Below are 25,801 nucleotides of genomic sequence, written 5' to 3'. Positions count from 1 at the left end.
CGGGGCCCCCCCCCCCCCCCCCCCGCCGGTGGTGGGCGGCGGCCCCGGGGGGGGCGCCCCGGGTCGCCAGGGGGTGGGGGGGGTGGGGGTCGTGGGGGGGGGGGGGGGGGGGGGGCCCCCCCCCCCCCGCCTCAGCCGAGGACGCTCGTGTAGCCGTTGAGCGCGGGTTGCCCGCCGAGGTGGGCGTAGAGCACGTTCGAGTCCTTGCCGATTTCCCCGCGGCCGACCAGGTCGATGAGGCCCGCCATCGACTTGCCCTCGTACACCGGGTCGGTGATCATGCCCTCCAGCCGGGCGCAGGTCTCGATCGCGTCCACAGTGGACTTGTCGGGGATGCCGTAGACCCCGGCGTGGTAGCGGTCGTCCAGCTCGACTTCCGCGATCTCCCCCGCGCCGATCAGCTCGGCGGTGTTGCGCGCGATGCGCGTCACCTGCTCGCGGGTTTCGCCGGGCTTCGCGGAGGCGTCGATGCCGAGGATCCTCCTCGGGCGGCCGAGTGCCGTGCCCGCCACCATGCCGCCCTGGGTGCTGCCGGTGACCGAGCAGACGATCACGGTGTCGAAGAAGACGCCGAGTTCCTCCTCCTGCTGTTCCAGCTCCACCACCCAGTTCGCGAAGCCGAGGCCGCCGAGCCGGTGGTCCGACGCGCCGGCCGGGATGGCGTACGGCTTCCCGCCGTTCGCTTCGATCTCGGCGACCGCGTCCTCCCACGCTTCCTTGAACCCGATGCCGAAGCCGGCCTGGACCAGCCGGACGTCCGCGCCGAGGATGCGGGAGAGCTGGATGTTGCCGACCTTGTCGTAGAGCGGATCGTGCCAGTCGACCCAGCTTTCCTGCACCAGCACGGCCTTCAGCCCGGCGCGCGCGGCGGCCGCGGCGACCTGGCGGGTGTGGTTGGACTGGACGCCGCCGATGGAGACGAGCGTGTCGGCGCCCTGCGCCAGCGCGTCGGCGACGAGGTATTCGAGCTTGCGGGTCTTGTTGCCGCCGTAAGCGAGGCCGGAGTTGACGTCCTCGCGCTTGGCCCAGACCTTCGCGCCGCCGAGGTGCGCGGTGAGGCGTTCCAGCGGGTGCACCGGCGACGGGCCGAACAGCAGCGGGTAGCGGGGGAAGTCGGCGAGGGTCATCGGTCCTCCAACAGGTCGGTCCAGATGGTCGAGATCACGGAGACGGCGGTTTCGGTGTCGTGCTTCTCGAGCGCGTCGATCAGGTGGGTGTGGCGCTCCACCGAGTTCCAGGCGAGCGTCGAGCTGAAGCGCGCGTGCTCCAGGCGGCGCAGCAGCGGTGTGTACCGGTCGAGGGTCGCGGCCACCGCGGCGTTTCCGGCCAGGCGGACCGGGACGTCGTGCAGCTCGTCGTCCGCCCGGACCGCGGCCGCGATGTCCCGGGCCTCGATCGCCTCGGCGAAGCGGTCGTTGGCCGCGCGCATCGCGGCGATGTCGGCCGGACGGCACCTCGCGGCCGCTTCGCGCACGGCGAACTCGTGCAGCACGCGCACGATCTGCCGGGCGTCGATGACGTCGCGGGACATGACGTCGGAGACCCGTGTGTAGCTCTGCGGCTTGGAGTCGACGAGGCCGTCGTCGGCCAGCCGCCGGAGGGCTTCCCGGACGGGGGCTTTCGAGAGGCCGAGCTGCTCGGCGAGGTCGCCGTCGCGCAGGGGGGTGCCCGGCGCCAGCGTGCCGTCGACGATGGCCTGCCGGATGCGGTCGTACGCCTCGTCGCGCAAGAGCGGACGGCTGACCTTTGAGAGACTCACATCTAACATGTTAGATGTGAGTAGACTCGCCGGGCAAGGGCCCGAGCGAGTGAAGTATCAGGAGGAGCAGGCTTGACCGGGCGGGGGATCCGAGCGAGTGAAATGTCAGCGCGAACGGGCTCGCAGGCCCACGACCCGCGCAACTGAAATGTCAGTTCCTCGCAGGCTCGCTGACCGGGCCGAGCGACTGAAATGTCAGTTGCGAGCGAGCTCGCCAGGCCAGGATCCCAGCGAGTGAAATGTCAGTAGACGGGGCCGGTGTATTTTTCCCCGGGGCCTTGGCCGGGCGCGTCGGGCACGACCGAAGCCTCCCGGAACGCCTTCTGGAGCGACTGCAGGCCGTCGCGCAGCGGCCCGGCGTGCAGGCCCAGGTACTCCGCCGAGGCTGTCACGAGCCCGGCCAGCGCGGTGATCAGCCGCCGCGCTTCATCGAGGTCGCGGTGCGGGGAGGTGGCGGGATCGGCGTCGGCCAGGCCGAGCCGTTCGGCGCCGGCGGACAGCAGCATGACGGCGGCGCGGCTGATCACCTCCACGCTGGGGATATCCTCCAGGTGGCGCGCGTCCGGGGAATACGGGGGCTGTTGGGAAGGTTGTTCCGACACGTCTGGTACCCTTCCACGAGCGACCAGCCCCCGAGCGATCGGGGGCGGCAAGTGGAGCCCCGCTCCCACCCGCGTCACCGTACAGGTGGCCGGGTCCGGTCTCACCCGGACGTGAAGTCCAGGGTGAAGTGCCCGGCTTTCGCGGCCGGGTGCGATCGGAAACAGAGTGGGCCCCGCGCACCGAAACGGTGTCGGGGCCTTCGCTATGTGGGCACCAGGTCGAACGAGAACAGGAAACATTCCTCGGACCAAGGAGGCCCCATCAGCTCCGAGACACGCATCAACGACCGAATCCGGGTGCCGGAGGTCCGTCTCGTCGGACCCGCCGGCGAACAGGTCGGCATCGTCCGGATCGAGGATGCGCTGCGCCTGGCGCAGGAGAACGACCTCGACCTCGTCGAGGTCGCGCCGCAGGCCCGCCCGCCGGTGTGCAAGCTCATGGACTTCGGCAAGTTCAAGTACGAGAGCGCGCAGAAGGCCCGCGAGTCGCGTCGGAACCAGCAGCTGACCGTCATCAAGGAACAGAAGCTGCGCCCCAAGATCGACCAGCACGACTACGAGACCAAGAAGGGTCACGTGTCGCGCTTCCTGGCGGCGGGCAACAAGGTCAAGGTCACGATCATGTTCCGCGGTCGCGAGCAGTCCCGGCCGGAGCTCGGCTACCGGCTGCTGCAGAAGCTCGCCGAGGACGTCACCGAACTGGGATTCGTCGAGTCTTCGGCGAAGCAGGACGGTCGCAACATGATCATGGTGCTGGCCCCGCACAAGAACGTGAAGCCGAAGGCGAAGGCCGAGGCGGCCCCCGAGCCGACCCCCGAGGCATAAGCGCCGACCAGCACGAGCCAGCGGCTCACCGGAATCTCCGGTGAGCCGCCGCACGAAAGAGGACAGAAATGCCGAAGATGAAGACCCACAGCGGGACGTCCAAGCGCATCCGCAAGACGGGGACGGGCAAGCTGCGCCGCCAGATGACCGGCCGGCGCCACCGCATGGAGAAGAAGTCCAGCCGCGTGACCCGCCGTCTCGAGGGCACCACCGAGGTGTCGAAGACCGAGGCCGGCCGTCTCAAGCGCCTGCTCGGCATCTGATCCCGCAGAACTTGCTGTAACCACCCGGGGCGTCCCCCTCGCCCCCTGAAATCGACAGGATGGACCCGTGGCACGCGTCAAGCGGGCGGTCAACGCCCAGAAGAAGCGTCGCGCAACTCTCGAACTGGCCAGCGGCTACCGCGGCCAGCGTTCGCGGCTGTACCGCAAGGCCAAGGAGCAGACGCTTCACTCGCTCAACTACGCCTACCGGGACCGCCGTGCCCGCAAGGGTGACTTCCGCCAGCTGTGGATCACCCGCATCAACGCGGCCGCCCGGGCCAACGGCGTGACCTACAACCGGTTCATCCAGGGCATCAAGGCCGCGGGTGTCGAGGTCGACCGCAAGATCCTCGCGGACCTGGCCGTCAACGACGCCGCCGCCTTCACCGCGCTGGCCGAGCTCGCCAAGGCCAACGTCAACACCGGCGAAGCGAAGTCGGCCTGACCGGCAGCATCTCCCGACCCGGGGCGGATCCGTTCACCGAACGGACCCCCCGGGTCGTTGCTGCGCGCAAGCTGACCCGGCGCGCGGAACGCGACAAGACCGGCCGGTTCCTGGCCGAAGGCGCCAACGCCGTCGAGGCCGCGCTGGCCGACGGCACGGTGCACGAGCTGTTCGTCACCGCCCGCGCGTCCGCGCAGCACGCGGACTTGGTGGACGCGGCCCGCGCGGCCGGTGTTCCAGTCTCGCCGATCACCGACCGCGCCGCCGAGGGACTGTCGGAAACCGTGACGCCGCAAGGCATCGTGGCCGTCTGCGCACTGCTGGACCGCCCGCTCGAGGAGGCCGTGACCCCGGCCGCCCGGCTCGTGGTGGTGCTGGTGGACGTCGCCGACCCCGGCAACGCGGGCACGGTGATCCGCGTCGCCGACGCGGCCGGCGCCGACGCGGTCGTCCTGGCGGGCGACACGGTCGACCCGCACAACGGCAAGTGCGTCCGCGCGGCCGCCGGCAGCCTGTTCCACCTGCCGATCGCGCGCGTCCGCGACGTCCCGGCCGCGCTGGCCGCCTGCTCGGCCGCGGGCCTGCGCACGTTCGCCGCCCACGGCTACGCCGACGCCGAACTCGATCGGGTGGACCTCGCCGTGCCGACGGCGTGGGTGTTCGGCAACGAGGCCCACGGCCTGCCCGCCGACGTCCTCGACCGGGCCGACCTCGCCGTCCGGATCCCGATGTACGGCCGCGCCGAGAGCCTCAACCTCGCCACCGCGGCGGCCGTCTGCGTCTACACGAGCGCGTTGGCGGCACACCGCTGACCTGCGAGTAGGCTCCCGCAATAAGCCATCGTGGCCGATATCGGGGGGTTTCATGGGCAGGCTCGCTCGTTCGTTCGCGCTGTTCTCCGCTTCGGTGAAGGTGCTCCGCGCCCACAAGGGCCTGGCGTGGTTCCCGGTGCTGGCCGGGATCGCCGGGCTGCTGGTCGCCGGGGCGTTCCTGACACCCGCGTTCTTCACCGTCGACCTCGAGGCCGAGCACTTCCGGCCCACCGTCGGCACGTACGTGCTGCTCGCGGCGTTCTACCTCGTCTCGGCGTTCGTCACGATCTTCTTCAACGCCGCCCTGATCTCGCAGGCGGACGTCGCGCTGCGCGGCGACGGCGGGATGCCGGGCGTCGGCGCCGGTTTCGCCGCGGCCGGCCGCCGCTGGCCGGCTCTTCTCGGCTGGGCCGGCGTCACCGCGACGGTCAGCGTGGTGCTGCGGACGATCGAAGAGCGGCTCGGCTTCCTCGGCGGCATCATCAGCGGCCTGATCGGCTTGGCCTGGCGGTTCACGACGTTCCTCGTCCTGCCGGTGGTCATGCTCGAGGGCGCCGGGGTCCGCGACGGTGTCAAGCGCTCGGTCGAGCTGTTCCGCCGCGCCTGGGGCGAGAACGTCGCCGGCACTGCCGGCCTCGGCCTCGTCGGGTTCCTGCTCACCCTGGCCGGGTACGTCGTGTTCCTCGGCGGCGCGTTCCTGCTCGGCGGCACGGCCACGGTGTTCGTCGCGGTCGGGCTGGCGATCGTCTGGACCCTGCTGGTGGCGGTCTTCGTCACCACGTTGTCCGGCATCTACCAGACCGCGCTGTACCGCTACGCGGCCGACGGTGTCGTGCCCGGCGAGTTCGCGTCGGTCGACTTCGCCGGGGCGTTCCGCCGGCGCTGACCGTGCGTCCGCACGCCCCCGGGGCGACCGGGGGCGTGCGGAGCCGATCCCATAGACTTTTCCCGCCTTTGACCTCTCGCGCGCCGTGTGCGGCGGAGCGCGAACGACCAGTCCCAGCGGACGCCGAGGAGTTATGTCCGGAGCCACGGAGAAGGAAGTACAGGGTGCGGTACTCGCCCCTGAGACGCTGCAGGAGGCGGTCAAGGCCGCCGAAGCGGCGTTCGCCGCCGCGACCGGGCTCGAACGGCTGGCCGAGGTCAAGCCGGCCCACCTCGGCGACCACGCGCCGCTGATGCTGGCCCGCCGGGAGATCGGCGCCCTGCCCAAGCAGGAGAAGGCCGAGGCGGGCAAGCGCGTCAACGAGGCCCGCCAGGCCGTCCAGGCGGCCTTCGACGCCCGTCGCGCCGAGCTCCAGGTGGAGCGCGACGAGCGTGTGCTGCGCGAAGAGGCGGTCGACGTCACCCTGCCGTGGGACCGCGTCCCGCGCGGCGCCCGGCACCCGATCAGCACCATCTCCGAACGCGTCGCGGACGCCTTCGTCGCGATGGGCTACGAAGTCGCGGAGGGCCCCGAGCTCGAGGCCGAGTGGTTCAACTTCGACGCGCTGAACTTCGGCAAGGACCACCCGGCCCGGCAGCTGCAGGACACGTTCTACGTCGGCGAAGAGGACTCGGGCCTGGTGCTGCGCACGCACACCTCGCCGGTCCAGGCGCGCACGCTGCTGCACCGCGACCTGCCCGTGTACGTCGTCTGCCCCGGCCGGACGTACCGCACCGACGAGCTCGACTCGACGCACACCCCGGTGTTCACCCAGGTCGAAGGCCTCGCGGTCGACAAGGGCATCACGATGGCCCACCTCAAGGGCACGCTGGACGCCTTCGCCCGCGCGATGTTCGGCGAGAGTTCCAAGACGCGGCTGCGCCCGCACTTCTTCCCCTTCACCGAGCCGTCCGCCGAGGTGGACGTCTGGTTCGAGGAGAAGAAGGGCGGCCCCGGCTGGGTCGAGTGGGGCGGCTGCGGCATGGTCAACCCGAACGTGCTGCGCGCCTGCGGCGTCGACCCCGACGTCTACTCGGGGTTCGCCTTCGGCATGGGCATCGAGCGCACCCTGCAGTTCCGCAACGGGATCCCGGACATGCGCGACATGGTGGAGGGCGACGTCCGCTTCACCCTTCCCTTCGGAACGGAGGCGTAGTGCGAGTCCCAGTCAGCTGGCTGACCGAACACCTCGATCTCGCTGAGGAGGTCACGCCGCAGGACCTGGCCGACGCGTTCGTCCGGATCGGCATCGAGGTCGACGACCTGCGCGAGCTAGGTCCCGTGACCGGCCCGCTGGTCGTCGGCCGGGTGGCCGAGGTCGAGGAGCTCACCGAGTTCAAGAAGCCGGTCCGCTTCTGCCGCGTCGACGTCGGCGAGCCCGCCGACGAAGCCGAGGACCTCGACGACGACGAACTCGACGACGAGGACGACGACGAAGCCGGCGAGTTCGACGAGGGCCCGCACGGCATCAAGACCCGCGGCATCATCTGCGGCGCGCGCAACTTCGTCGAGGGTGACCTGGTCGTCGTCGCGCTGCCGGGCGCCGTCCTGCCCGGCGACTTCGAAATCGCCGCCCGCAAGACCTACGGCCGGATCAGCGACGGCATGATCTGCTCGGCGCGCGAGCTCGGCCTCGGCGACGACCACACCGGCATCCTCGTGCTTCCCCCGGGCACCGCGAGCCCGGGCGACGACGCACAGGAACTGCTCGGCCTCAACGACTCGGTGATCGAGCTCGCCCCGACCCCGGACCGCGGGTACGCGCTGTCGATCCGCGGGCTCGCGCGCGAGCTGTCGAACGCGCTCGACGTGCCCTTCGGCGACCCGGCACTGCTGGAGGTCCCGGCGGCCGAAGGCGACGCCTGGCCGGTCCACGTCGAGGACCCGGAAGGCTGCCCGCGGTTCGTGCTGCGCCGGGTCACCGGCCTGGACGCGACCGCGCCGACGCCGTGGCGGATGCGCCGGCGGCTGATGCTGGCCGGCATCCGGTCGATTTCGCTGGCCGTCGACGTCACGAACTACGTGATGCTCGAGCTCGGGCACCCGCTGCACGCGTTCGCCACCAAGGCCATCCAGGGCGACCTGGTGGTCCGGCGGGCGAAGCCGGGCGAGAAACTGACCACTTTGGACGATGTCGAGCGCACGCTCGACCCGGACGACGTGGTCATCGCCGACGACAGCGGCGTCATCTCGCTCGCCGGCACGATGGGTGGCGCGAGCACCGAGATCACGCCGGAGAGCACCGACGTGCTGCTCGAGGCGGCGCACTGGAACCCGGCGGCGATCAGCCGCACCGCGCGGCGGCACAAGCTGTTCTCCGAGGCCGCCAAGCGGTTCGAGCGGTTCACCGACCCGCAGCTGTGCGCGGCGGCGGTCGAGCTGGCCGCCCGGCTGCTGCGCCAGTACGGCGACGCCGCCATCCAGCCCGGCCGCACCGACGAGGGCGTGGTCGAGCCGAACCCGCCGGTCGTCATGCCGATCGACCTGCCCGACAAGGTCGCGGGCGTGAACTACCAGCGTGGGGTGACGGTCCGCCGGCTCACCCAGATCGGCTGCAAGGTCTCGGTCGGCACGGGCGACGACGGAACGGGCCGGGTCACGGCCATCCCGCCGAGCTGGCGGGGCGATCTGCGCCAGCCGGCCGACCTCGTCGAAGAGGTGCTGCGGCTCGAGGGCTACGACAGCATCCCGTCGACGCTGCCGGCGGCTCCGGCCGGCCGCGGCCTGACCGACGGCCAGCGGCGCGTCCGGAGTGTTTCCCGGGCGCTGGCCGAGGCGGGGTACGTCGAGGTGCGCCCGTTCCCGTTCGTCGGCGACGCGGTGTGGGACGCGTTCGGCCTCCCGGCCGACGACATCCGCCGCAACGCGGTGGTCGTCCGCAACCCGCTGGAGGCCGACCGCAACCGCCTGGCGACGACGTTGCTGCCGGGCCTGCTGGACACCCTGCAGCGCAACGTGTCCCGCGGGATGAAGGACGTTTCGCTGTACCACATCGGCCAGGTGGTGCTCCCCGCCCCGAACCCGCTGAAGGTTCCGGACCTCGGCGTCGACCGGCGGCCTTCGGACGAGGACCTGGCCCTGCTGGAGGCCGCGGTGCCGCAGCAGCCGCTGCACGTGGCGGTGGTCCTCGCCGGGAACCGGCACCGAGCCGGCTGGTGGGGCCCGGGCGAGCCGGCGAACTGGGCCGACGCGGTCCAGGCGGCCCGCACGATCGCGGAGGCGGCCGGGGTCGAGCTGACGGTGCAGGCGGCCGACCTCCCGCCGTGGCACCCGGGCCGCTGCGCCCAGCTCCGCGTCGGCGACTGGCCGGTCGGCCACGCGGGCGAGCTGCACCCGAAGGTGGTCGAGGCCCTCGGCCTGCCGCCCCGGACGGTGGCGATGGAGCTGGACCTGGACGCGATCCCGCTCCCGGACGTCCGCCCGGCACCGAGCGTGTCGGGCTACCCGCCGGTGCTCTTGGACGTGGCCCTGGTGGCGGCGGCGGAGGTCCCGTCGGCGGACCTGGCGGAGGTCCTGCGCTCGGGGGCGGGCGAGCTCTTGGAGGACATCACGCTGTTCGACGTGTACGCGGGCGAGCAGGTCGGCGATGGCAAGCGATCGCTGGCGTACAAGCTGCGGTTCCGCGCCCCGGACCGCACGTTGACGGTCGACGAGGCCACCAAGGCCCGCGACGCAGCAGTGGCGGCAGCAGGCGAGCGCTTCAACGCCACCCTCCGCGCCTGACGTTCACCCGGCCCCTCCCGCCACCTCGGCAGGAGGGGCCGGCCCGCCCCACCAGCCACAATCCGACCGCCCAGGTACGCGACCCAACCCTCCAATCACGCGTGTCGACCGTCCAGTCACGCGTGTCGACCGTCCAGTCACGCGTGTCGACCCTCCAGACACGAATCGACCCTCCAGACACGCGAATCGACCCTCCGGGTACACCGCACCCGCACCTCAGCCGATGTGCTTGAGCGCCTCCCGCCTGGACAACCCGGACAATCCCGGGTGATCGTCCACGAAGCACCGCACCCAGTCCGGCGCCGTCTTCGCGTACTCCCGCAGAGCCCAGCCGATTCCCTTGCGCAAGAAGAACTCGGCCTCACCGATCGCCGGCTCGATCGCGCGAGTGAGCAGATCCGTGTCCGTGTCCTCCTTGGCCCCGACCTGGCAGATGATCGCCGTCCGGCGGCGCCAGAGGTCGCCGTCGTGGGCCCAAGCCAGCATGATCGGCGTCATCCGGGGGCGGCACTCCCGGAGGATCGGGCCGATCCGCCGGATGGCGAGCTCGTCCACGTGGTCCCACCACGCCCCGCCGACGATCATTTCCTCGTACACCGGGACCAGGTCCGGGTCCTGCCACTGCCGGTAGGCCCGGTACCCGGAAAGATCGACGGCCGCGTAGCGCTCCTCGCGGAATTCGGCGGTTCGCCACAACTCCAGGACAGTGGCCGAGAACGTCACCCGATCGGGCAATGTGTGCTCGGCCAGCACCCGTTTGAGGAGCGCGCTGCGCTCGGGTTTCGCCACTCCGCGGAAGGGCATGGCCGACTTCATGTACGCCTGCATCGCCGGCGCTTTCGCCGGGTCGGCCAGGTCCGCCAGCCCGGCGCGGATCGCCTTGACCAGCCTTTCGTCTGCGCTCATCTGTCCTCCGTCGGGCTCCGGCGATCGGGAGCGTACTGCCGGCCACCGACAGTTCCGGCGCCGCGCGGGCGCCGCAGGTCCCGACGAAAGGCGGATGGCGGAAGTCGCGTCGGTCAGCGAGATTGGCCGGGGTTGCCGGTAGTTTCGTCGAAAATCTGGCGAACGCCGTCGAATGCGGACGAAAAGGACGACTGTGAAAAGAATCGTTGCCGCGATCGCCGTCGCGGGGCTCGCGGCCGGGCTGGTGGCCGCCGCGCCCGTTGCCTCGGCGGAATCCGGGGTGCAGTTCACCCCCGCGCCGATCGCCTGGGGCCCCTGCGCGTCGGCCAGCCTCAAGGCCAACGGCGCTGAGTGCGGCTTCCTCGAAGTGCCGATGGACTACGCGAAGCCGGGCGGGGCGAAGGTCTCCGTCGCGGTCTCGCGGATCAAGCACAAGACCGCGCAGTCCCAGGGCATCATGCTGGTGAACCCGGGCGGCCCGGGTGGCTCCGGCCTCGGCCTTTCGGTGCTCGGCAAGTACGTGCCGAACCACGCCGGGGACAACTACGACTGGATCGGCTTCGACCCGCGGGGCGTCGGGTCCAGCAAGCCCGCCATCAGCTGCGACGGGAACTACTTCAGCTACAACCGGCCGGCGTACGTGCCCACCTCCGTGCAGCTGGAGAAGACCTGGCTCGCCCGCTCGAAGGGGTACGCCGACGCGTGCCGCAAGAACGGCGAGATCCTGAACCACCTGAAGACGACCGACGTCGTGCAGGACATGGACAGCCTGCGCAAGGCGCTGGGCGAGAAGCAGATCAACTACTACGGCTTCTCCTACGGCACCTACCTCGGCCAGGTGTACAGCACGCTGTACCCGAAGAACGTCCGCCGGATGGTGCTGGACGGCAACGTCGACCCGCGGAAGGTCTGGTACCAGGCCAACCTCGACCAGGACGTCGCGTTCGACAAGAACATCAAGACCTACTTCGGCTGGCTGGCCGGGTACGACGAGGTCTACCACCTGGGCAAGACCGGCGACGCGGTCGAGAAGCTGTGGTACGACACGCAGCGCAAGCTCGCCAAGGACCCGGCCGGCGGGGTCATCGGCGGCGACGAGTGGACCGACATCTTCCTGCAGGCCGGCTACTACGTCTTCGGCTGGGTCGACATGGCCAAGGCCTTCGACGGCTACGTGCACAAGGGTGACTGGCAGACGCTCAAGGCGCTCTACGACAGCTCGAACCCGCCCGGCGACGACAACGGCTTCGCCGTGTACCTGGGCGTGCAGTGCACCGACGTGCAGTGGCCGACCGACTGGAACCGGTGGCGGGTCGACAACTGGCTGACCTACTTCAAGGCCCCGTTCGAAACCTGGGGCAACGCCTGGTTCAACGCGCCCTGCGCGTTCTGGCCGGCGAAGGCGGGCAAGCCGGTGGACGTCGACGGCCGCAAGGTGGCCGGCGCGCTGCTCATCAGCGAAGAGCTCGACGCCGCCACGCCGTACCCCGGCAGCCTCGAGGTGCGGAAGCGGTTCCCGAACTCGAGCCTGATCAGCGCGCCGGGTGGGACGACCCACGCCGGTTCGCTGTCCGGGGTGTCCTGTGTGGACGACAAGGTCGCCGACTACCTGGCCACCGGCGCTCTGCCGAAGCGCCGGCCGGGCAACCACTCGGACGTCCAGTGCAGCCCGGTGCCGCAGCCGGTGCCCGACGGCGCCGCGGCGCAGAAGTCGGACGACTCCGCGAAGGCCGCCCAGGAGAAGCAGCGCACGCTGGCCCAGCTGCTGCACTTCTGAGCGAACCCGCTCGATCCCGCTGCCCCGGTCCGGCTCGTCCGGACCGGGGCAGCGTCTTGTCCACCGGTGCCCCATCGTCGCCTCCTCGTGACGGTTCGTGGTTGCCGGAGACGTTAGGGGAGGGGTCCGACAATTTCGGAGCGAAGTGGGCCGTGAGCTGCGCGTGACCGAAAATTGTCGGGGGTGCGCGCTAGCTTCGTGGCATGTCGATCATCGAAGAGCGCCGGACCGAGATCCGGGCAGAAGAAAACACCTACCAGATCGTGGTCGCGACCAGGACGGACGTCGACCGCGCCGAACCCACCCCCCGGGTGATGATCACCCTGGAAGCCGGCGGCCCCGGCGGCGAACCGGTCGCCGAGGGCAGCCTCGACCTGGACGTCGCGGTGGCGGCCACGGTGGCGGAGCTCGTCACGGACGAGTTGCTGTCCGCGACCGGCGCGGCCCGCGGGCCGCGGCGAAGATCCGCGGACCGTCCTGCCCAGCAGGGCCGCCCGTGGAGCGAGGAGTCGGACGCGGAGCTGGAGAGCCGGTGGCTCGCGGGGGAGAGCGTCGCGCAGATCGCGGCGTACTTCGAGCGCACCCCCGGCGGCATCCGCGCCCGGCTGCCGCGCGTGGGCTGCGATCCGGAGAACCCGGGCTGCTACCTCCCCGTGCCGCCGAGCAGGCGCACGGACCTGGACGGAGGTGAGCCGAGCTGACCGGCGGCGGTGGGCCGGTCCGCTGTGTGGACCGGCCCACCGGGCCGTCGTCCCCCACCTCGCCGAACGGAGGAGCCCGATGAGCTTCGACCTCGCCGTCCGGCCCGCAACCTCGGCCGTGACCGCGGCGGAAGCAACCCGCAAGTACCTCGAACTGGCGGCGCTCGAACCGGGGCCGCGGGCCATTGCGTCCACCGTGAGCTGACTGCGCGCGTCCAAGCCGGTTTCGGCGAGCAGGCGGCCACCCGCGGCGGGTGGTTCGCACTGGAACACCGCACAGGCACTGAAGCACATCCAGGGAGGAGGAGCAGTGCTGCACCAGGAGGAAATTGCACGCCGGAGCCGGCATGTTCAGCTGCCCGATGGGGCCATGTTCGGGCGCCCGATGGGATGTCGTCAGTCCGGCACCGCCGCGGCTGCACGAGCCGCCAGCACCTTGAGGTGTTCGACCAGCTCCGGCGGTTCCTCGACGGTGAACGCGCACCCCAGCCCCAGCAACCGGAACGCGAGCCAGTCCACCGTGTCCGGGCGGCTCCGCCACCGGCAGCGGCCGTCGCCGAGGTCGGTCAGGTCGCCCGTCGCCTGGCCGAGGCGAGGATCCATCCGCGAGGCCGGTTCCGCGAGGACCACCACCGCCCGGTACGACGGCGCCAGGTCGTGGAACCGGTCGACGACGTAGGCCGCCAGATCCGTCGCGGGCGGCTCGCGCGGCACCGCCCGGCCGCCGGTCGCCTGGGCTTCGCGGACGCGGTCGGCGCGGAACACCCGCCAGTCCGCCCGGTCGAGGTCGTACGCGACGAGGTACCAGCGGCGGCCTGCGGCGACCAGCCGGAGCGGCTCGGCCCGGCGCCGGGTCTCGGCGCCGTCGTGGGCGCAGTAGCGGAACCGGACGGTTTCGCGGTTGGTGATCGCCCCGGCGAACACCGTCAGCTGCGCCGGGTCGACGACCGGCCCGGTGGCCGGCACGGCGACCGTCGCCGTGCCGATCGTGCCCACCCGGCGGCGCAGCCGGGCCGGCAGGACCTGTTCCAGCTTGGCGAGCGCCCGCACGGACGCCTCCTCGATGCCGGAAACGGACTGCCCGGCGGCGGTCCGCAGTCCCACCGCGATCGCGACGGCTTCCTCGTCGTCGAGCACGAGCGGGGGCATCGCGGTGCCGGCGACCAGCCGGTACCCGCCGGCGACCCCGCGGCTGGCCTCGACCGGGTAACCCAGGTCGCGCAGCCGCTCGACGTCGCGGCGGATGGTGCGCGGGCTGACACCCAGCCGCTCGGCCAGTTCGCTGCCCGGCCAGTCGCGGGGTGTCTGGAGCAGCGAAAGCAGGCCGAGCAGCCGGGCCGGGGTGTCCGTCATGGGCCCAGCATCCCAAGGTGGCGGCCACCACTCCGAGTTTGTTTAGACTTGCAAGGGCGTGCATAATCATGCGTATGACGGTGAACATCGCGGTGGCCGGAGCCAGCGGGTACGCGGGTGGTGAGCTGCTGCGCCTGCTCCTGACCCATCCCGGGGTCGAGATCGGCGCGCTCACGGCCGCCAGCAGCGCGGGCACGAAGCTCGGCGTCCACCAGCCCCACCTCGTCCCCCTCGCCGACCGCGTCCTGGCCGAAACGACGCCGGAGACCCTCGCCGGCCACGACGTCGTCTTCCTCGCCCTGCCCCACGGGCACTCCGCGGCCATCGCGGTGCAGCTCGGCCCGGACGTCCTGGTGGTCGACCTCGGCGCCGACCACCGCCTGGCCGACGCCGGCGACTGGCAGCGCTGGTACGGCGGCGACCACGCCGGCCAGTGGCCGTACGGCCTGCCCGAGCTGCCCGGCGCCCGGGAGAGGCTCGCCGGCACCAAGCGCATCGCCGTGCCGGGCTGCTTCCCGACCGGCGGATCGCTGGCACTGGCGCCCGCCTTCGCCGCCGGCCTGATCGAGCCCGACGTCACGATCGTCGCCGTCACCGGGACCTCCGGCGCCGGCAAGAGCCTCAAGCCGAACCTGCTCGGTTCGGAGGTGATGGGCTCGGCGAGCGCGTACGGCGTCGGCGGCGCCCACCGCCACACCCCCGAGTTCGTGCAGAACCTCTCGGCCGTCGCGGGCGAGAAGGTCACCGTGTCCTTCACCCCGGTGCTTGCGCCGATGCCCCGCGGCATCCTCACCACGGCGAGCGCTTCGCTGAAGAATGGCGTCGACGAGGCCGCCGCGCGGGCGGCGTACGAGAAGGCCTACGACGCCGAGCCGTTCGTCCAGCTGCTGCCCGCGGGCGCTTGGCCGGCGACCGCCTCGACGCTCGGCTCGAACAACACCCAGCTGCAGGTCACCGTCGACACCGACGCCAAGAGGCTGGTCGTCGTCGCCGCGATCGACAACCTGACCAAGGGCACCGCCGGCGGTGCCGTCCAGTCGATGAACCTGGCCCTCGGCCTCCCGGAAACCACCGGGCTTCCCACCGTAGGAGTGGCACCGTGACCGTCACCGGCCCCCAGGGCTTCCGCGCCGCCGGCGTCGCCGCCGGGATCAAGGCCTCCGGCGCGCTCGACCTCACCCTGGTCGTCAACGACGGCCCGCTGGACATCGCGGCGGGCGTGTTCACCCGCAACGTCATCAAGGCCGCGCCGGTGCTGTGGTCGCAGGAAGTGCTCAAGCAGCAGCGGCTGAAGGCCGTCGTCCTCAACTCGGGCGGGGCCAACGCGGCCACCGGGCCCGGCGGCTTCCAGGACACCCACGCAACGGCCGAGAAGGTCGCCGAAGTCCTGCAGGCCGGCGCCATCGAGGTCGCCGTCTGCTCCACCGGCCTGATCGGCGAACGGCTCCCGATGGACGCGGTCCTGTCCGGAGTGGACACCGCCTTCAAAGCCCTCGGCACCGGCGCCGAAGCGGGCCTCAACGCCGCCAAGGGCGTGATGACCACCGACACCAAACCGAAGCAGGCCTTCGCCGAGCACGACAGCGGCTGGCGCGTCGGCGGCTTCGCCAAGGGTGCGGGCATGCTCGCGCCGAACCTCGCCACCATGCTCTCGGTCCTGACCACCGACGCCGTGGTGGACAAGGAAATCCTCGACCGGGCCCTGCGCGCGGCCACCCACGTCACCTTCGACCGGCTCGACGTCGACGGCGGCACGTCCACCAACGACACCGTCCTGGTCCTGGCGTCCGGCGCGAGCGGGGTCGAACCGACCGAAGCGGAGCTGACCGAGCTGCTCACCGCGGTCAGCCACGACCTGGTGCTCCAGCTGCGCGCGGACTCCGAGGGCGCGACCAAGGACGTCGACGTCACCGTGCGGGGTGCGGCCACCGAGGCCGACGCGATCGCCGTCGCCCGCACGATCGCCGAGGACAACCTGGTCAAGACGGCACTGTTCGGCTCCGACCCGAACTGGGGCCGGATCGCCATGGCGCTCGGCCGGGTGCCGGCCCGCATCGAACCGGAAGCCGTGTCGATCGCGATCAACGGCGTCACCCTGTTCGCCCAGGGTGTGCCCGCCGCCGACCGGTCCGAGGCGGACCTCACCGGCCGGGCCGTCGAGATCGTCGTCGACCTCGGCGTCGGCGCGAGCACCGCGACCATCTACACCACGGATCTTTCGCACGGTTACGTCGAAGAGAACAGCGCGTACTCCTCATGAACCAGGAGGCTCTGATTTCCGCGGACGAACGACTCGCGACGGCGGCCGAAAAGGCCGGTGTGCTCATCGAAGCGCTGCCCTGGCTGCAGCGGTTCCACGGTGCCACGGTGGTGGTGAAGTACGGCGGCAACGCCATGATCGACGACCAGCTGAAGGCGGCCTTCGCCGAGGACATGGTGTTCCTCCGGCTGGCCGGCCTGCGCCCGGTCGTCGTGCACGGCGGCGGCCCGCAGATCACCGCGATGCTCAAGCGCCTCGGTGTCGAAGGCGAGTTCAAAGGCGGCCTGCGGGTCACCACGCCGGAGACGATGGACATCGTCCGGATGGTGCTCACCGGGCAGGTCAGCCGCGAGCTCGTCGGGCTGATCAACGCCCACGGGCCGTACGCGGTCGGCATCTCCGGCGAGGACGCCCGGCTCTTCACCGCCGAACGCAAACAGGCCACTGTGGACGGTGAGCAGGTCGACATCGGGCTCGTCGGCGAGGTCGCCGAGGTCAACCCGGACGCGGTGCTCGACATCGTCAACGCTGGGCGCATCCCGGTGGTGTCGACCGTCGCCCCGGACGTCGACGGCGTCGTGCACAACGTCAACGCCGACACGGCCGCCGGCGCGCTGGCAGCCGCGCTGGGCGCCGAGAAGCTCGTGGTGCTCACCGACGTCGAAGGCCTGTACGCGAACTGGCCCGACCGGTCCTCGCTGATCGACCGCATCCGCGTCGACCGCCTCGAGACCATGCTGCCCGGCCTGGCCAGCGGCATGATCCCGAAGATGGAGGCGTGCGTGCGCGCCATCCGCGGCGGCGTGCGCCGGGCGCACGTGATCGACGGCCGCCTCGCCCATTCGGTGCTGCTGGAGGTCTTCACCTCACGCGGCGTCGGCACCATGGTCTTCCCCGAAACGGAGCTCCCGTGACCGACTTCGAGTCCACCCTCGAGTCCAACGCAGCCGGCCAGGCGCACTGGCAGTCCGCCCTGATGGACAACTACGGCACCCCCCGGCTGACGCTGGTGCGCGGCGAAGGCGCGAAGGTGTGGGACGCCGACGGCAAGGAGTACGTCGACCTCGTCGGCGGCATCGCCGTCAACGCGCTCGGCCACGCGCACCCGGCCGTCGTCGAAGCCGTCACCGAGCAGATCAAGCGGCTCGGCCACACCTCGAACCTCTACGTAAACCCCGTCGCCGTCGAACTCGCCGAGGCGCTGCTCGACGTCGCCGGCCTCACCGGCCACGGCAAGGTGCTGTTCGTCAACTCCGGCGCCGAGGCCAACGAAGCCGCGCTGAAGATCAGCCGGCTGACCGGACGCACCAAGGTGATCGCCGCCGAAGGCGCGTTCCACGGCCGGACCATGGGCGCGCTCACGCTCACCGGCCAGCCGGCCAAGCGCGACGCCTTCAAGCCGCTGGTGCCCGGGGTGGAGCATGTGCCGTTCGGGGACGTCGGGGCGCTCCAGGCCGCCGTCGACACCGACACCGCGGCCGTGTTCCTGGAGCCGGTGCTCGGGGAGGCGGGCGTCATCCCGGCGCCGGACGGCTACCTGCAGGCCGCCCGCGAAATCACCAAGGCCACCGGCACGCTGCTGGTGCTCGACGAGGTGCAGACCGGTCTCGGCCGGCTCGGCACCTGGTTCGGCTACCAGCAGGCCGGCATCGTCCCGGACGTCATCACCCTGGCGAAGGGCCTCGGCGGTGGGCTGCCGCTGGGCGCGGTGATCGGCGTCGGCGCGGCGGGCGAGCTGCTCAAGCCGGGCCAGCACGGCACCACCTTCGGCGGCAACCCGGTCTGCTGCGCGGCCGGCCTCGCCGTGCTGAAGACGATCGCCGCCGAGGGCCTCCTCGACCACGTCGCCTCGCTGGGCAAGGACATCGCGGCGGGCGTCGAGGCGCTGGGGCACCCGCTCGTCGCCGGGGTGCGCGGTACCGGGCTGCTGCTCGGCATCGCCCTCAAGCAGCCCGTTTCGGCGGCGGTCGCCCAGGCCGCCCAGGCCGCGGGCTACCTCGTCAACCCGGTCGCGCCGGACGCCGTCCGGCTCGCGCCCCCGCTCGTGCTCGACGGCGAACAGGCCGAGGGCTTCCTCGCCGCACTCCCGAACGCGCTCGACTCCACCACGAAGGACTCCGACTGATGCTGCGCCACTTCCTCCGCGACGACGACGTCAGTCCGGCCGAGCAGAAGGCCATCCTCGACCTCGCCGACGCGCTCAAAGCCGACCCGCTGGGCAACAAGACCCTCGCCGGCAAGTCCATCACGGCGATCTTCGAGAAGAATTCGACGCGGACCCGGTTCTCGTTCGAGGTCGGCATCAGCCAGCTGGGCGGCCACCCGGTGATCGTCGACGGCCGCTCGATGCAGCTCGGCCGCGAAGAGACCATCGAGGACACCTCGCGGGTCCTCTCGCGGTACGTCGACGGGATCGTGTGGCGCACCTTCGCGCAGAAGCGCATCGAGACGATGGCGTCGGCCGCGTCGATCCCGGTGGTCAACGCCCTCACCGACGAGTTCCACCCGTGCCAGGTGCTCACCGACCTGATGACGATCCGCGAGCGCAAGGGCGAGCTCGCCGGCCTCACGCTCGTCTACCTCGGCGACGGCGCCAACAACATGGCGCACTCGCTGCTGCTCGGCGGCATCACCGCCGGGATGCACGTCCGGGTCGTCTCGCCGCTGGGGTTCCAGCCCGACCAGCAGGTCATGGTCGACGCCAAGAAGCGCGGCGAGGAGACCGGCGGCACGGCCACCGCCTTCACCGACCCCTACGAGGCGGTCAGCGGCGCGGACGTGCTCGTCACCGACACGTGGACGTCGATGGGGCAGGAGAACGACGGCCTCGACCGGGTGGGCCCGTTCCGCGCCCTGCAGGTCAACGCCGAGCTGCTGAAGAAGGCCGCGGACGACGCGATCGTGCTGCACTGCCTGCCCGCGCACCGCGGCTGGGAGATCACCGACGAGGTGATCGACGGCCCGGCCAGTGCGGTCTGGGACGAAGCCGAGAACCGGCTGCACGCCCAGAAGGCCCTGCTGGTCTGGCTGTTCGAAGAGAGCCGGCGATGACCAGCAGCCGGGTGGGGCGGCAGGCGCGGATCACCGAACTGGTGTCCACCATGACGATCCGCAGCCAGACCGAGCTGGCCAAGCTGCTGGCCGCCGACGGCATCGAGGTCACCCAGGCGACGCTGTCGCGCGACCTCGACGAGCTGGGCGCGGTCAAGCTGCGCGGGCCGGACTCGGGCGCGCCGGTCTACGTCATCCCCGAGGACGGCAGCCCCGTCCGCGGGGTGCAGGGCGGGACGTCCCGGCTCTCCCGGCTGCTCGCCGAGCTGATGGTCTCGGCGGACTCGTCCGGCAACCTGATGGTGCTGCGGACGCCGCCGGGCGCGGCGCAGTTCCTGGCCAGCGCCATCGACCGCGCGGCGCTCGAAGAGGTCGTCGGCTCGATCGCGGGCGACGACACGGTCGCCGTCATCGCGCGGGAACCGCTGAACGGCAAGGAACTGGCGGAACGCTTCGCCGCCCTCGCGCACCGGTCGGCGCACGAAGCCGGAGACGAAGGACCACCATGACCGTGCTCGCCGACATCTTCCCGGCCGAGGGTGAGTTCCTCGCGCCGGACGAGGTCGTGATCACCTTCGACCGCGGGGTCCCGGTGGCGATCGACGGCGAGACCGTCTCCGTCGCCGAAGCGCGCCGCATGCTGAGCGCTCGCGGGGAGGCGCAGAGAATCGGCCGCCGTCAAGCGTGTGCCGCGCTCGAACGGCGGGCCGGCCGCGGATGCGCCAATCTGACCAGCACCCTGTCGGGCGAAGTCCGCCTGGTCCTGTACGACGGCCGGGTGACGGCCGAAGACCTGAAACCGACGAACACCGAGGAGAAGCGAGAACAGTGAGCGGGAACGAGCAGCCGGTGCAGCTGTGGGGCGGCCGGTTCGCCAGCGGTCCGGCGGAGGCGATGGCCGCGCTGAGCGCGTCGACGCACTTCGACTGGCGCCTGGCGCCCTACGACATCGCCGGCTCGCGGGCGCACGCTCGCGTGCTGCGCAAGGCGGGCCTGCTCACCGACGACGAGCTGACCGGCATGCTGGCCGCCCTGGACACGCTCGCCCAGGACGTCGCTTCGGGGGCGTTCACCCCGACGATCGCCGACGAGGACGTGCACACGGCCCTCGAACGCGGCCTGCTCGAGCGCGCGGGCACCGAGCTCGGCGGCAAGCTGCGCGCCGGCCGCTCGCGCAACGACCAGGTGGCCACGCTGTTCCGGATGTGGTTGCGCGACGCCGCCCGCCGGGTCGTCGCCGGCACCCTGGAGGTCATCGACGCGCTGGTGTCGCAGGCGAAGCGGCATCCGGACGCGATCCTGCCCGGCCGCACGCACCTGCAGCACGCCCAGCCGGTGCTGCTCGCCCACCACCTGATGGCCCACGGCCAGGCGCTCCTGCGCGACGTCTCGCGGCTGCAGGACTGGGACGCCCGCACGGCCGAGTCGCCGTACGGCTCGGGAGCCCTCGCCGGCTCGTCGCTGGGTCTCGACCCCGAGGCCGTCGCCGAGGAACTGGGCTTCGCCACCAGCGTCGAAAACTCCATCGACGGCACTGCTTCGCGTGACTTCGTCGCCGAGTTCGCCTTCGCCGTCGCGATGCTCGCGGTGAACCTGTCCCGGATCGCCGAAGAGGTGATCATCTGGAACACCGCCGAGTTCGGCTACGTGACCTTGGACGACGCCTGGGCCACCGGCAGCTCGATCATGCCGCAGAAGAAGAACCCGGACGTCGCGGAGCTCACGCGCGGCAAGGCGGGCCGGCTGATCGGCAACCTCACCGGCCTGCTGGCCACCCTCAAGGCGCAGCCGCTGGCCTACAACCGCGATCTCCAGGAGGACAAGGAGCCGGTGTTCGACTCGGTCGAGCAGCTCGAACTCCTGTTCCCGGCGATCGCCGGCATGCTCGAAACGCTCACCTTCCACACCGACCGGCTCGCTGAGCTGGCCCCGGCCGGCTTCACCCTGGCCACCGACATCGCCGAGTGGCTGGTGCGCCAGGGCGTTCCGTTCCGCGTCGCGCACGAAGCGGCGGGTGAGAGCGTCCGCGTCGCCGAGTCCCGCGGCGCCGGCCTGGACGAGCTGACCGACGAAGAGTTCGAGAAGATCAACCCGGCGCTCACGCCCGCGGTGCGCGAAGTCCTGACCGTCGAAGGCTCGGTGAAGTCCCGCGACGCCCGGGGCGGCACGGCGCCGGTGCGGGTGGCCGAGCAGCGCGCCCGGATCGAGGAGCGTGTCACCGCGGCTCGCCAGTGGCTCAACTGAGGCGAGACCGGCCGGATTTCCGGAGCTTGGCCCGGACGGCCCGCGTGGCCACCGGGCCGAGCCCGTCCAGGACGTCGACCAGCACGGCCAGCTGCTCCAGCGCGGCGACGGCCTGCTCGGCGCCCTCGGGGTCGACCGTGTCGAACAGCGTCAGCCCGAGGAACCCGGTGGACACGGCGTGGGCCAGCCCGTCCGGATCCGCGAGCTCGGCCAGCGGCGACCCCTCGAGCACGCGCTCGAGCGCCGTCCGGACTTCGGTGATCCACTTGTCCAGGCCCTCGCGGGTCGCCTGGGCGAGCCGCTCGCTGCCCTGGGCCCCGGCCAATGTCTGGGCCAGGAGGGCCAGGTTGCCTTCCGCGCGTTCCGCGGCCCGGATCTCCCGGCCGAGCGCCAGCAGCTCGCCGACCGTGGCCACGGCGGCGAAGCGGTCGCGGTAGAGGGCGACGCGGGCCTCCGTCGCGGAGACGCACGCCTGCGCGACGAGCTCCTCGACACTGCCGAAGTGGTAGAAGACCAGCGCCTGGTTCGCGCCCGCGGCGCTCGCGACCGACCGGGCGGAGACGGCGGTGATGCCCTGCTGCCGGACGACTTCCAGCACGCCGTCCACGAGCCGCTGCTTCGTGTCCTGCGAACTGGAGTTCCGGCCGGTGCCCATCAGTCCATGACCTTCTCACGGAGTGGCTTCACCGCGCCGCTCACCCCGCCGCCGACGTCGACGTACCGGGCGGCGAAGCTGCCCTCGTAGCCGAACACCGGCCCGAACCGGGGATGGACCACCGCGACCTCGATCCGGAACTGCCCGAGGTCGTCGTCGAACCACTCGTCGACCGTCGCGGTCACGGTGAGCGCCCGTGGCAGGCCCGTCCCTTCCCGGAACCGGAACCTGCCGGAGCAGATCCGGAACCCGCCGTCCGGCCGGACGGTCACCGCGAGGTCCACCGCCAGGTGCTGGTGGGTCCCCAAGTAGTCGACGAGCCCGCGTCCGGTGCTGTGCACCATCTGGGCGTCGAACCGCCGGCGCCGACCCGGGAACTCGAAGGTCCGCACGAAGGACACCGTTTCGCGGCCGTGCCCGTCCACGTACGGGTAGTTCTCGATGGTGAACGGCACGTTCCGGCCGCGCTCGGGGAACAGGATGTGCCACGCCGACCCGAGCCACAGGAACGGCAGGGTGAAGCCGGGGCCGCGCCAGATCCGGTCCATCACGCCGTGGCCGATCATCCCGCGCCCGTCCGACAGGGCGAGCCGTTCCCGCATTCGGGGGTGCAGGTTCGCGAAATCCGCACCGAGCGTGCGTTCGAAGACGCCGGTCACGACGACGCTCCGGCAGTCACCTGGTCGCGGGGCCGCGTCCGGCCGCAGCGGGCGGCCGCGGGCGCGGTCAGGGGCTGGTCCTCCGGCGGGACGCCGGTCTCCAGCCAGAGCCGCAGCCGGTCGAACGACCACGCCGTCATCCAGCCGAAGACCGGCCGGAACAGCCGGTCGGCCAGCCGCCCGAAGCGGCCCCAGCGGGTGCCGTAGTCGAAGCCGGTGACGAACCGGACGCCGCCGGAGACCGGTGTGTAGCGCCAGAAACCCGCGCCCGAGCTGATCAGCGACAGCGGGTCGGCCGAGGCGAACCGCAGCACGGACGTCCGGGAGCCGTCCGGCCAGTCCCGCTTCGCCGTGCTCACCCCGACGCCGGCGACCGTGACGCCGAGGAACCGCGAGACATAGCGGAAGTGGCCGTCGAGACCGTCGATCGGAGCGATCTCGGCGAAGCGGAGGTCCCAGCGGCGGTGCAGGACCGGGTCCTGGGTGTGCCGCCACAGCGTGTCGAGGTCCGTGCGGATCACGGTCTCGACGTAGAGCGCCTTCGGTCTCATCCCTGTCTCCCCTCAGAGTTTGAGCGAGTGCTCAAACCGACTGTAGAGAAGTTTGAGCGATCGCTCAAGGGTTAAGGTGGGTGAGCCAGGCAGCCGAGGAGAGGAATCCGTTTGAGCGGCGACGCAGGCCGGTTGTTCACCCGCGACGAACTCGCGCTGGACCCGGTCGACCTGGCCCACCTGCTGCTCGGCTCGGTCCTGGAGGCCGACGGTCCCGATGGCACCGTCGGCGTCCGGCTCGTCGAGGTCGAGGCCTACCGCGGCGAGGACGATCCGGCGTCGCACTGCTACCGCGGCCGGACCCCGCGCAACGCCGTCATGTGGGGGCCCGCCGGCCACCTGTACGTCTACTTCGTCTACGGGATGCACTTCTGCGCGAACATCGTCGGCTCGCAGGACGGCGTGGCCGGCGCGGTGCTGCTGCGCGCGGGCGAGGTCGTCACCGGGGTCGACGTCGTCCGCAAGCGGCGGCCGAACGCACGGGGGACCGGCGAACTCGCCAAGGGCCCGGCGATCCTCACGTCGGTGCTGCGCATCGACCGGCAGGAGAACGGCGCCGACCTGACCGACCCGGCGTCGCCGGTCCGGCTGCGTGTCGGCGAGCGGGTGCCGGCCGAGCAGGTCCGCAGCGGGCCGCGCGTCGGCGTCGCGATGGCGATGGAGACGCCGTGGCGGTTCTGGGTCGACGGTTCGCCCGCCGTGTCCACCTACCGCCGCGGCGGCAAGCGGCGGGTCCGACCCGCCAGTTAGTCGGTTGACCTGGTGCGGGAGGATCTACAGGCGTGAGCGAACACATCCTCGACGAGCTGTCCTGGCGCGGCCTGATCGCGCAGTCCACCGACATCGACGCCCTCCGGCGCGAGCTCGACCAGGACCAGGGTCCCGTGACGCTCTATTGCGGCTTCGACCCGACCGCGCCCAGCCTGCACGCCGGCAACCTGGTCCCGCTGCTCATGCTCAAGCGGTTCCAGCGCGCCGGGCACCGGCCGATCGTGCTGGCCGGCGGCGCGACCGGGATGATCGGCGACCCGCGCGACACCGGTGAGCGCACGCTGAACACCCTCGACGTCGTCGCCGAGTGGGCCGGGCGCATCCGCGGCCAGCTCGAACGGTTCGTCGACTTCGACGACTCGGCGACCGGCGCGATCGTCGAGAACAACCTGAACTGGACCGGGCAGCAGACCGCCCTGGAGTTCCTGCGCGACGTCGGGAAGCACTTCTCGATCAACGTCATGCTCAACCGGGAGACGGTGAAGCGCCGGCTCGAGGGCGACGGCATGTCGTACACCGAGTTCAGCTACCTGCTCCTGCAGTCGCAGGACTACCTCCAGCTGCACCGCCAGTACGGCTGCAGGCTGCAGGTCGGCGGGTCCGACCAGTGGGGCAACCTCGTCGGCGGGGTCGACCTGATCCGGCGGACCGACGGGGCGGCCGTGCACGCGCTGACCGCGCCGCTGGTCACCGACGCCGAGGGCCGCAAGTTCGGCAAGTCGACGGGCGGCGGGAACCTCTGGCTCGACCCGGAGATGACCTCGCCGTACGCCTGGTACCAGTACTTCGTCAATGTGGGTGACGCCGATGTCGTCCGCTACCTGCGGATGTTCACCTTTCTCGACCAGGAGGAGATCGCCGCGCTGGCGGAGGACACCGAACAGCGTCCCCACCTGCGGGCCGCGCAGAAGCGGCTGGCGGAGGAGTTCACTACCCTCGTGCACGGCGAGGAGCAGACCCGGCAGGTGATCAACGCCAGCCAGGCGCTGTTCGGCCGCGGCGAGCTCGGTGACCTCGACGAACGCACCCTCGACGCGGCGATGGCCGAGGTGCCGAACGGCAAGGTCGACCCGGGGGCCGAGCCGACGATCGTCGACCTGCTGCTCGCCGGGGGACTGGTGGACAGCAAGGGCGCCGCGCGCCGCACCCTCAAGGAGGGCGGCGCGTACGTCAACAACGTGAAGATCGCGGACGAGGAGTGGAAGCCGTCCCGCGAGGACGCCCTCCACGGCAAGTGGCTCGTGGTCCGCAAGGGCAAGCGGAACGTCGCCGGCGTCGCGCTCGGCGGCTGACCGGCTCCGGCGGCCCGAAACAGGGGCCTGACCTGCGGGAACGCGGTTAAGGTACCCCCCTGTTTCGGGCCCTCCGGAGGGGTGTAAAGTTCTCCAAGTCGCCAGGGAAACCGGGTGGCCACCGGGACACGAACCAAGCTCTCGCGGATTGCGATTGAGTGGGTGTCCCACCAAAAACTGCTAGGAATGACTCGCTTCGAGTGAGGCCGCTTGGTTGCGGTTTTGGT

At 71.4% G+C, this 25,801-nt stretch carries 28 protein-coding genes; 20 read left to right on the top strand and 8 right to left on the bottom strand.

The features are described 5' to 3' along the window. Nucleotides 1-131: 131 nt before the first annotated feature. From ISP_RS31070 to ISP_RS31060, 3 genes are all read right to left on the bottom strand, one after another. On the bottom strand, nt 132-1,127 hold the full coding sequence (locus ISP_RS31070) for a 1-aminocyclopropane-1-carboxylate deaminase (RefSeq protein WP_013227851.1): 996 nt from the start codon (nt 1,125-1,127) through the stop codon (nt 132-134). Next, complete coding sequence (locus ISP_RS31065) at nt 1,124-1,768, bottom strand: GntR family transcriptional regulator (RefSeq protein WP_176742191.1); 645 nt, start codon at nt 1,766-1,768, stop codon at nt 1,124-1,126. The genes ISP_RS31070 and ISP_RS31065 overlap by 4 nt, the downstream gene beginning before the upstream one ends. A 233-nt stretch (nt 1,769-2,001) precedes the next feature. Beyond that, a complete protein-coding gene (locus ISP_RS31060) occupies nt 2,002-2,361 on the bottom strand; it encodes a DUF1844 domain-containing protein (RefSeq protein ID WP_161790921.1) in 360 nt (119 codons plus the stop codon). A 207-nt stretch (nt 2,362-2,568) separates the two neighbouring features. On the opposite strand from ISP_RS31060, the gene infC reads away from it, so the two are divergent. From infC to pheT, 7 genes are all read left to right on the top strand, one after another. Next, entirely contained in the window at nt 2,569-3,186 is a 618-nt protein-coding gene (gene infC / locus ISP_RS31055; protein WP_013227848.1) for a translation initiation factor IF-3, read from the top strand. Nucleotides 3,187-3,254: 68 nt separating this feature from the next. Continuing rightward, the gene (rpmI, locus tag ISP_RS31050) at nt 3,255-3,449 is read left to right on the top strand and encodes a 50S ribosomal protein L35 (protein WP_013227847.1); all 195 of its coding nucleotides are present in this window, start codon (nt 3,255-3,257) and stop codon (nt 3,447-3,449) included. 67 nt (nt 3,450-3,516) lie between these two features. Further along, nucleotides 3,517-3,894 carry a 50S ribosomal protein L20 gene (rplT, locus tag ISP_RS31045; protein WP_004559056.1) on the top strand — a complete coding sequence of 126 codons (378 nt, stop codon included), beginning with the start codon at nt 3,517-3,519 and terminating at the stop codon, nt 3,892-3,894. Further along, nucleotides 3,891-4,706: a TrmH family RNA methyltransferase gene (locus ISP_RS31040; protein WP_176742193.1), complete on the top strand. Its 816-nt coding sequence runs from the start codon at nt 3,891-3,893 to the stop codon at nt 4,704-4,706. The genes rplT and ISP_RS31040 overlap by 4 nt, the downstream gene beginning before the upstream one ends. Before the next feature lie 52 nt (nt 4,707-4,758). Then, the gene (locus ISP_RS31035) at nt 4,759-5,592 is read left to right on the top strand and encodes a DUF6159 family protein (protein WP_013227845.1); all 834 of its coding nucleotides are present in this window, start codon (nt 4,759-4,761) and stop codon (nt 5,590-5,592) included. Nucleotides 5,593-5,725: 133 nt separating this feature from the next. Beyond that, entirely contained in the window at nt 5,726-6,787 is a 1,062-nt protein-coding gene (pheS, locus tag ISP_RS31030) for a phenylalanine--tRNA ligase subunit alpha (protein ID WP_013227844.1), read from the top strand. Beyond that, a complete protein-coding gene (gene pheT / locus ISP_RS31025; protein ID WP_013227843.1) occupies nt 6,787-9,354 on the top strand; it encodes a phenylalanine--tRNA ligase subunit beta in 2,568 nt (855 codons plus the stop codon). Before pheS ends, pheT begins: the two co-directional genes overlap by 1 nt. A gap of 216 nt (nt 9,355-9,570) precedes the next feature. Here pheT and ISP_RS31020 read toward each other — a convergent pair whose 3' ends face one another. After that, nucleotides 9,571-10,260 carry a DNA alkylation repair protein gene (locus tag ISP_RS31020; RefSeq protein ID WP_013227842.1) on the bottom strand — a complete coding sequence of 230 codons (690 nt, stop codon included), beginning with the start codon at nt 10,258-10,260 and terminating at the stop codon, nt 9,571-9,573. Between the two features lie 193 nt (nt 10,261-10,453). Here ISP_RS31020 and ISP_RS31015 point away from each other — a divergent pair, with 193 nt between their 5' ends. The 3 genes from ISP_RS31015 to ISP_RS31005 all read left to right on the top strand — a co-directional run bounded on the left by ISP_RS31015 (nt 10,454) and on the right by ISP_RS31005 (nt 12,943). Further along, on the top strand, nt 10,454-12,037 hold the full coding sequence (locus ISP_RS31015) for an alpha/beta hydrolase (protein ID WP_013227841.1): 1,584 nt from the start codon (nt 10,454-10,456) through the stop codon (nt 12,035-12,037). 203 nt (nt 12,038-12,240) lie between these two features. Continuing rightward, entirely contained in the window at nt 12,241-12,738 is a 498-nt protein-coding gene (locus ISP_RS31010; protein WP_013227840.1) for a hypothetical protein, read from the top strand. Nucleotides 12,739-12,817: 79 nt separating this feature from the next. Continuing rightward, complete coding sequence (locus ISP_RS31005) at nt 12,818-12,943, top strand: hypothetical protein (protein WP_014467396.1); 126 nt, start codon at nt 12,818-12,820, stop codon at nt 12,941-12,943. Between the two features lie 191 nt (nt 12,944-13,134). On the opposite strand, the gene ISP_RS31000 is transcribed toward ISP_RS31005, so the two are convergent. Continuing rightward, a complete protein-coding gene (locus ISP_RS31000) occupies nt 13,135-14,091 on the bottom strand; it encodes a helix-turn-helix transcriptional regulator (protein WP_013227839.1) in 957 nt (318 codons plus the stop codon). A 74-nt stretch (nt 14,092-14,165) separates the two neighbouring features. Here ISP_RS31000 and argC point away from each other — a divergent pair, with 74 nt between their 5' ends. The 8 genes from argC to argH are packed head-to-tail and all read left to right on the top strand — an operon-like array spanning nt 14,166 to nt 21,646. Continuing rightward, nucleotides 14,166-15,194, top strand: a complete 1,029-nt coding sequence (argC, locus tag ISP_RS30995; protein WP_013227838.1) for an N-acetyl-gamma-glutamyl-phosphate reductase — start codon at nt 14,166-14,168, stop codon at nt 15,192-15,194. Then, on the top strand, nt 15,191-16,351 hold the full coding sequence (gene argJ / locus ISP_RS30990; RefSeq protein WP_013227837.1) for a bifunctional glutamate N-acetyltransferase/amino-acid acetyltransferase ArgJ: 1,161 nt from the start codon (nt 15,191-15,193) through the stop codon (nt 16,349-16,351). Before argC ends, argJ begins: the two co-directional genes overlap by 4 nt. Then, nucleotides 16,348-17,265, top strand: coding sequence for an acetylglutamate kinase (gene argB, locus ISP_RS30985; RefSeq protein WP_013227836.1), 918 nt, complete (start codon nt 16,348-16,350; stop codon nt 17,263-17,265). The genes argJ and argB overlap by 4 nt, the downstream gene beginning before the upstream one ends. After that, complete coding sequence (locus ISP_RS30980) at nt 17,262-18,476, top strand: acetylornithine transaminase (RefSeq protein ID WP_013227835.1); 1,215 nt, start codon at nt 17,262-17,264, stop codon at nt 18,474-18,476. The genes argB and ISP_RS30980 overlap by 4 nt, the downstream gene beginning before the upstream one ends. Then, nucleotides 18,476-19,402, top strand: a complete 927-nt coding sequence (gene argF / locus ISP_RS30975) for an ornithine carbamoyltransferase (RefSeq protein ID WP_013227834.1) — start codon at nt 18,476-18,478, stop codon at nt 19,400-19,402. The genes ISP_RS30980 and argF overlap by 1 nt, the downstream gene beginning before the upstream one ends. Beyond that, nucleotides 19,399-19,911 (top strand): arginine repressor, encoded by a 513-nt coding sequence (locus ISP_RS30970; protein ID WP_013227833.1) that lies wholly within the window; start codon nt 19,399-19,401, stop codon nt 19,909-19,911. Before argF ends, ISP_RS30970 begins: the two co-directional genes overlap by 4 nt. Further along, entirely contained in the window at nt 19,908-20,234 is a 327-nt protein-coding gene (locus ISP_RS30965; protein ID WP_013227832.1) for an argininosuccinate synthase, read from the top strand. The genes ISP_RS30970 and ISP_RS30965 overlap by 4 nt, the downstream gene beginning before the upstream one ends. Beyond that, nucleotides 20,231-21,646 carry an argininosuccinate lyase gene (gene argH / locus ISP_RS30960; protein ID WP_013227831.1) on the top strand — a complete coding sequence of 472 codons (1,416 nt, stop codon included), beginning with the start codon at nt 20,231-20,233 and terminating at the stop codon, nt 21,644-21,646. The genes ISP_RS30965 and argH overlap by 4 nt, the downstream gene beginning before the upstream one ends. On the opposite strand, the gene ISP_RS30955 is transcribed toward argH, so the two are convergent. From ISP_RS30955 to ISP_RS30945, 3 genes are read right to left on the bottom strand one after another with little or no spacing between them, the layout of a single operon-like run. Then, a complete protein-coding gene (locus tag ISP_RS30955) occupies nt 21,639-22,301 on the bottom strand; it encodes a TetR/AcrR family transcriptional regulator (protein WP_013227830.1) in 663 nt (220 codons plus the stop codon). The genes argH and ISP_RS30955 overlap by 8 nt on opposite strands. Next, entirely contained in the window at nt 22,301-22,960 is a 660-nt protein-coding gene (locus ISP_RS30950) for a DUF4166 domain-containing protein (RefSeq protein ID WP_013227829.1), read from the bottom strand. The genes ISP_RS30955 and ISP_RS30950 overlap by 1 nt, the downstream gene beginning before the upstream one ends. Beyond that, complete coding sequence (locus ISP_RS30945) at nt 22,957-23,511, bottom strand: hypothetical protein (protein ID WP_013227828.1); 555 nt, start codon at nt 23,509-23,511, stop codon at nt 22,957-22,959. The genes ISP_RS30950 and ISP_RS30945 overlap by 4 nt, the downstream gene beginning before the upstream one ends. A 111-nt stretch (nt 23,512-23,622) precedes the next feature. Here ISP_RS30945 and ISP_RS30940 point away from each other — a divergent pair, with 111 nt between their 5' ends. Both ISP_RS30940 and tyrS read left to right on the top strand, forming a co-directional pair. Beyond that, nucleotides 23,623-24,261, top strand: a complete 639-nt coding sequence (locus ISP_RS30940) for a DNA-3-methyladenine glycosylase (RefSeq protein ID WP_013227827.1) — start codon at nt 23,623-23,625, stop codon at nt 24,259-24,261. 32 nt (nt 24,262-24,293) lie between these two features. Beyond that, a complete protein-coding gene (tyrS, locus tag ISP_RS30935; protein ID WP_013227826.1) occupies nt 24,294-25,574 on the top strand; it encodes a tyrosine--tRNA ligase in 1,281 nt (426 codons plus the stop codon). Nucleotides 25,575-25,801: the final 227 nt, after the last annotated feature.

It is taken from the genome of Amycolatopsis mediterranei (assembly GCF_026017845.1).
In the GTDB taxonomy this organism is placed as follows: domain Bacteria; phylum Actinomycetota; class Actinomycetes; order Mycobacteriales; family Pseudonocardiaceae; genus Amycolatopsis; species Amycolatopsis mediterranei.
This window is presented reverse-complemented; position numbering and strand designations above follow the sequence as displayed.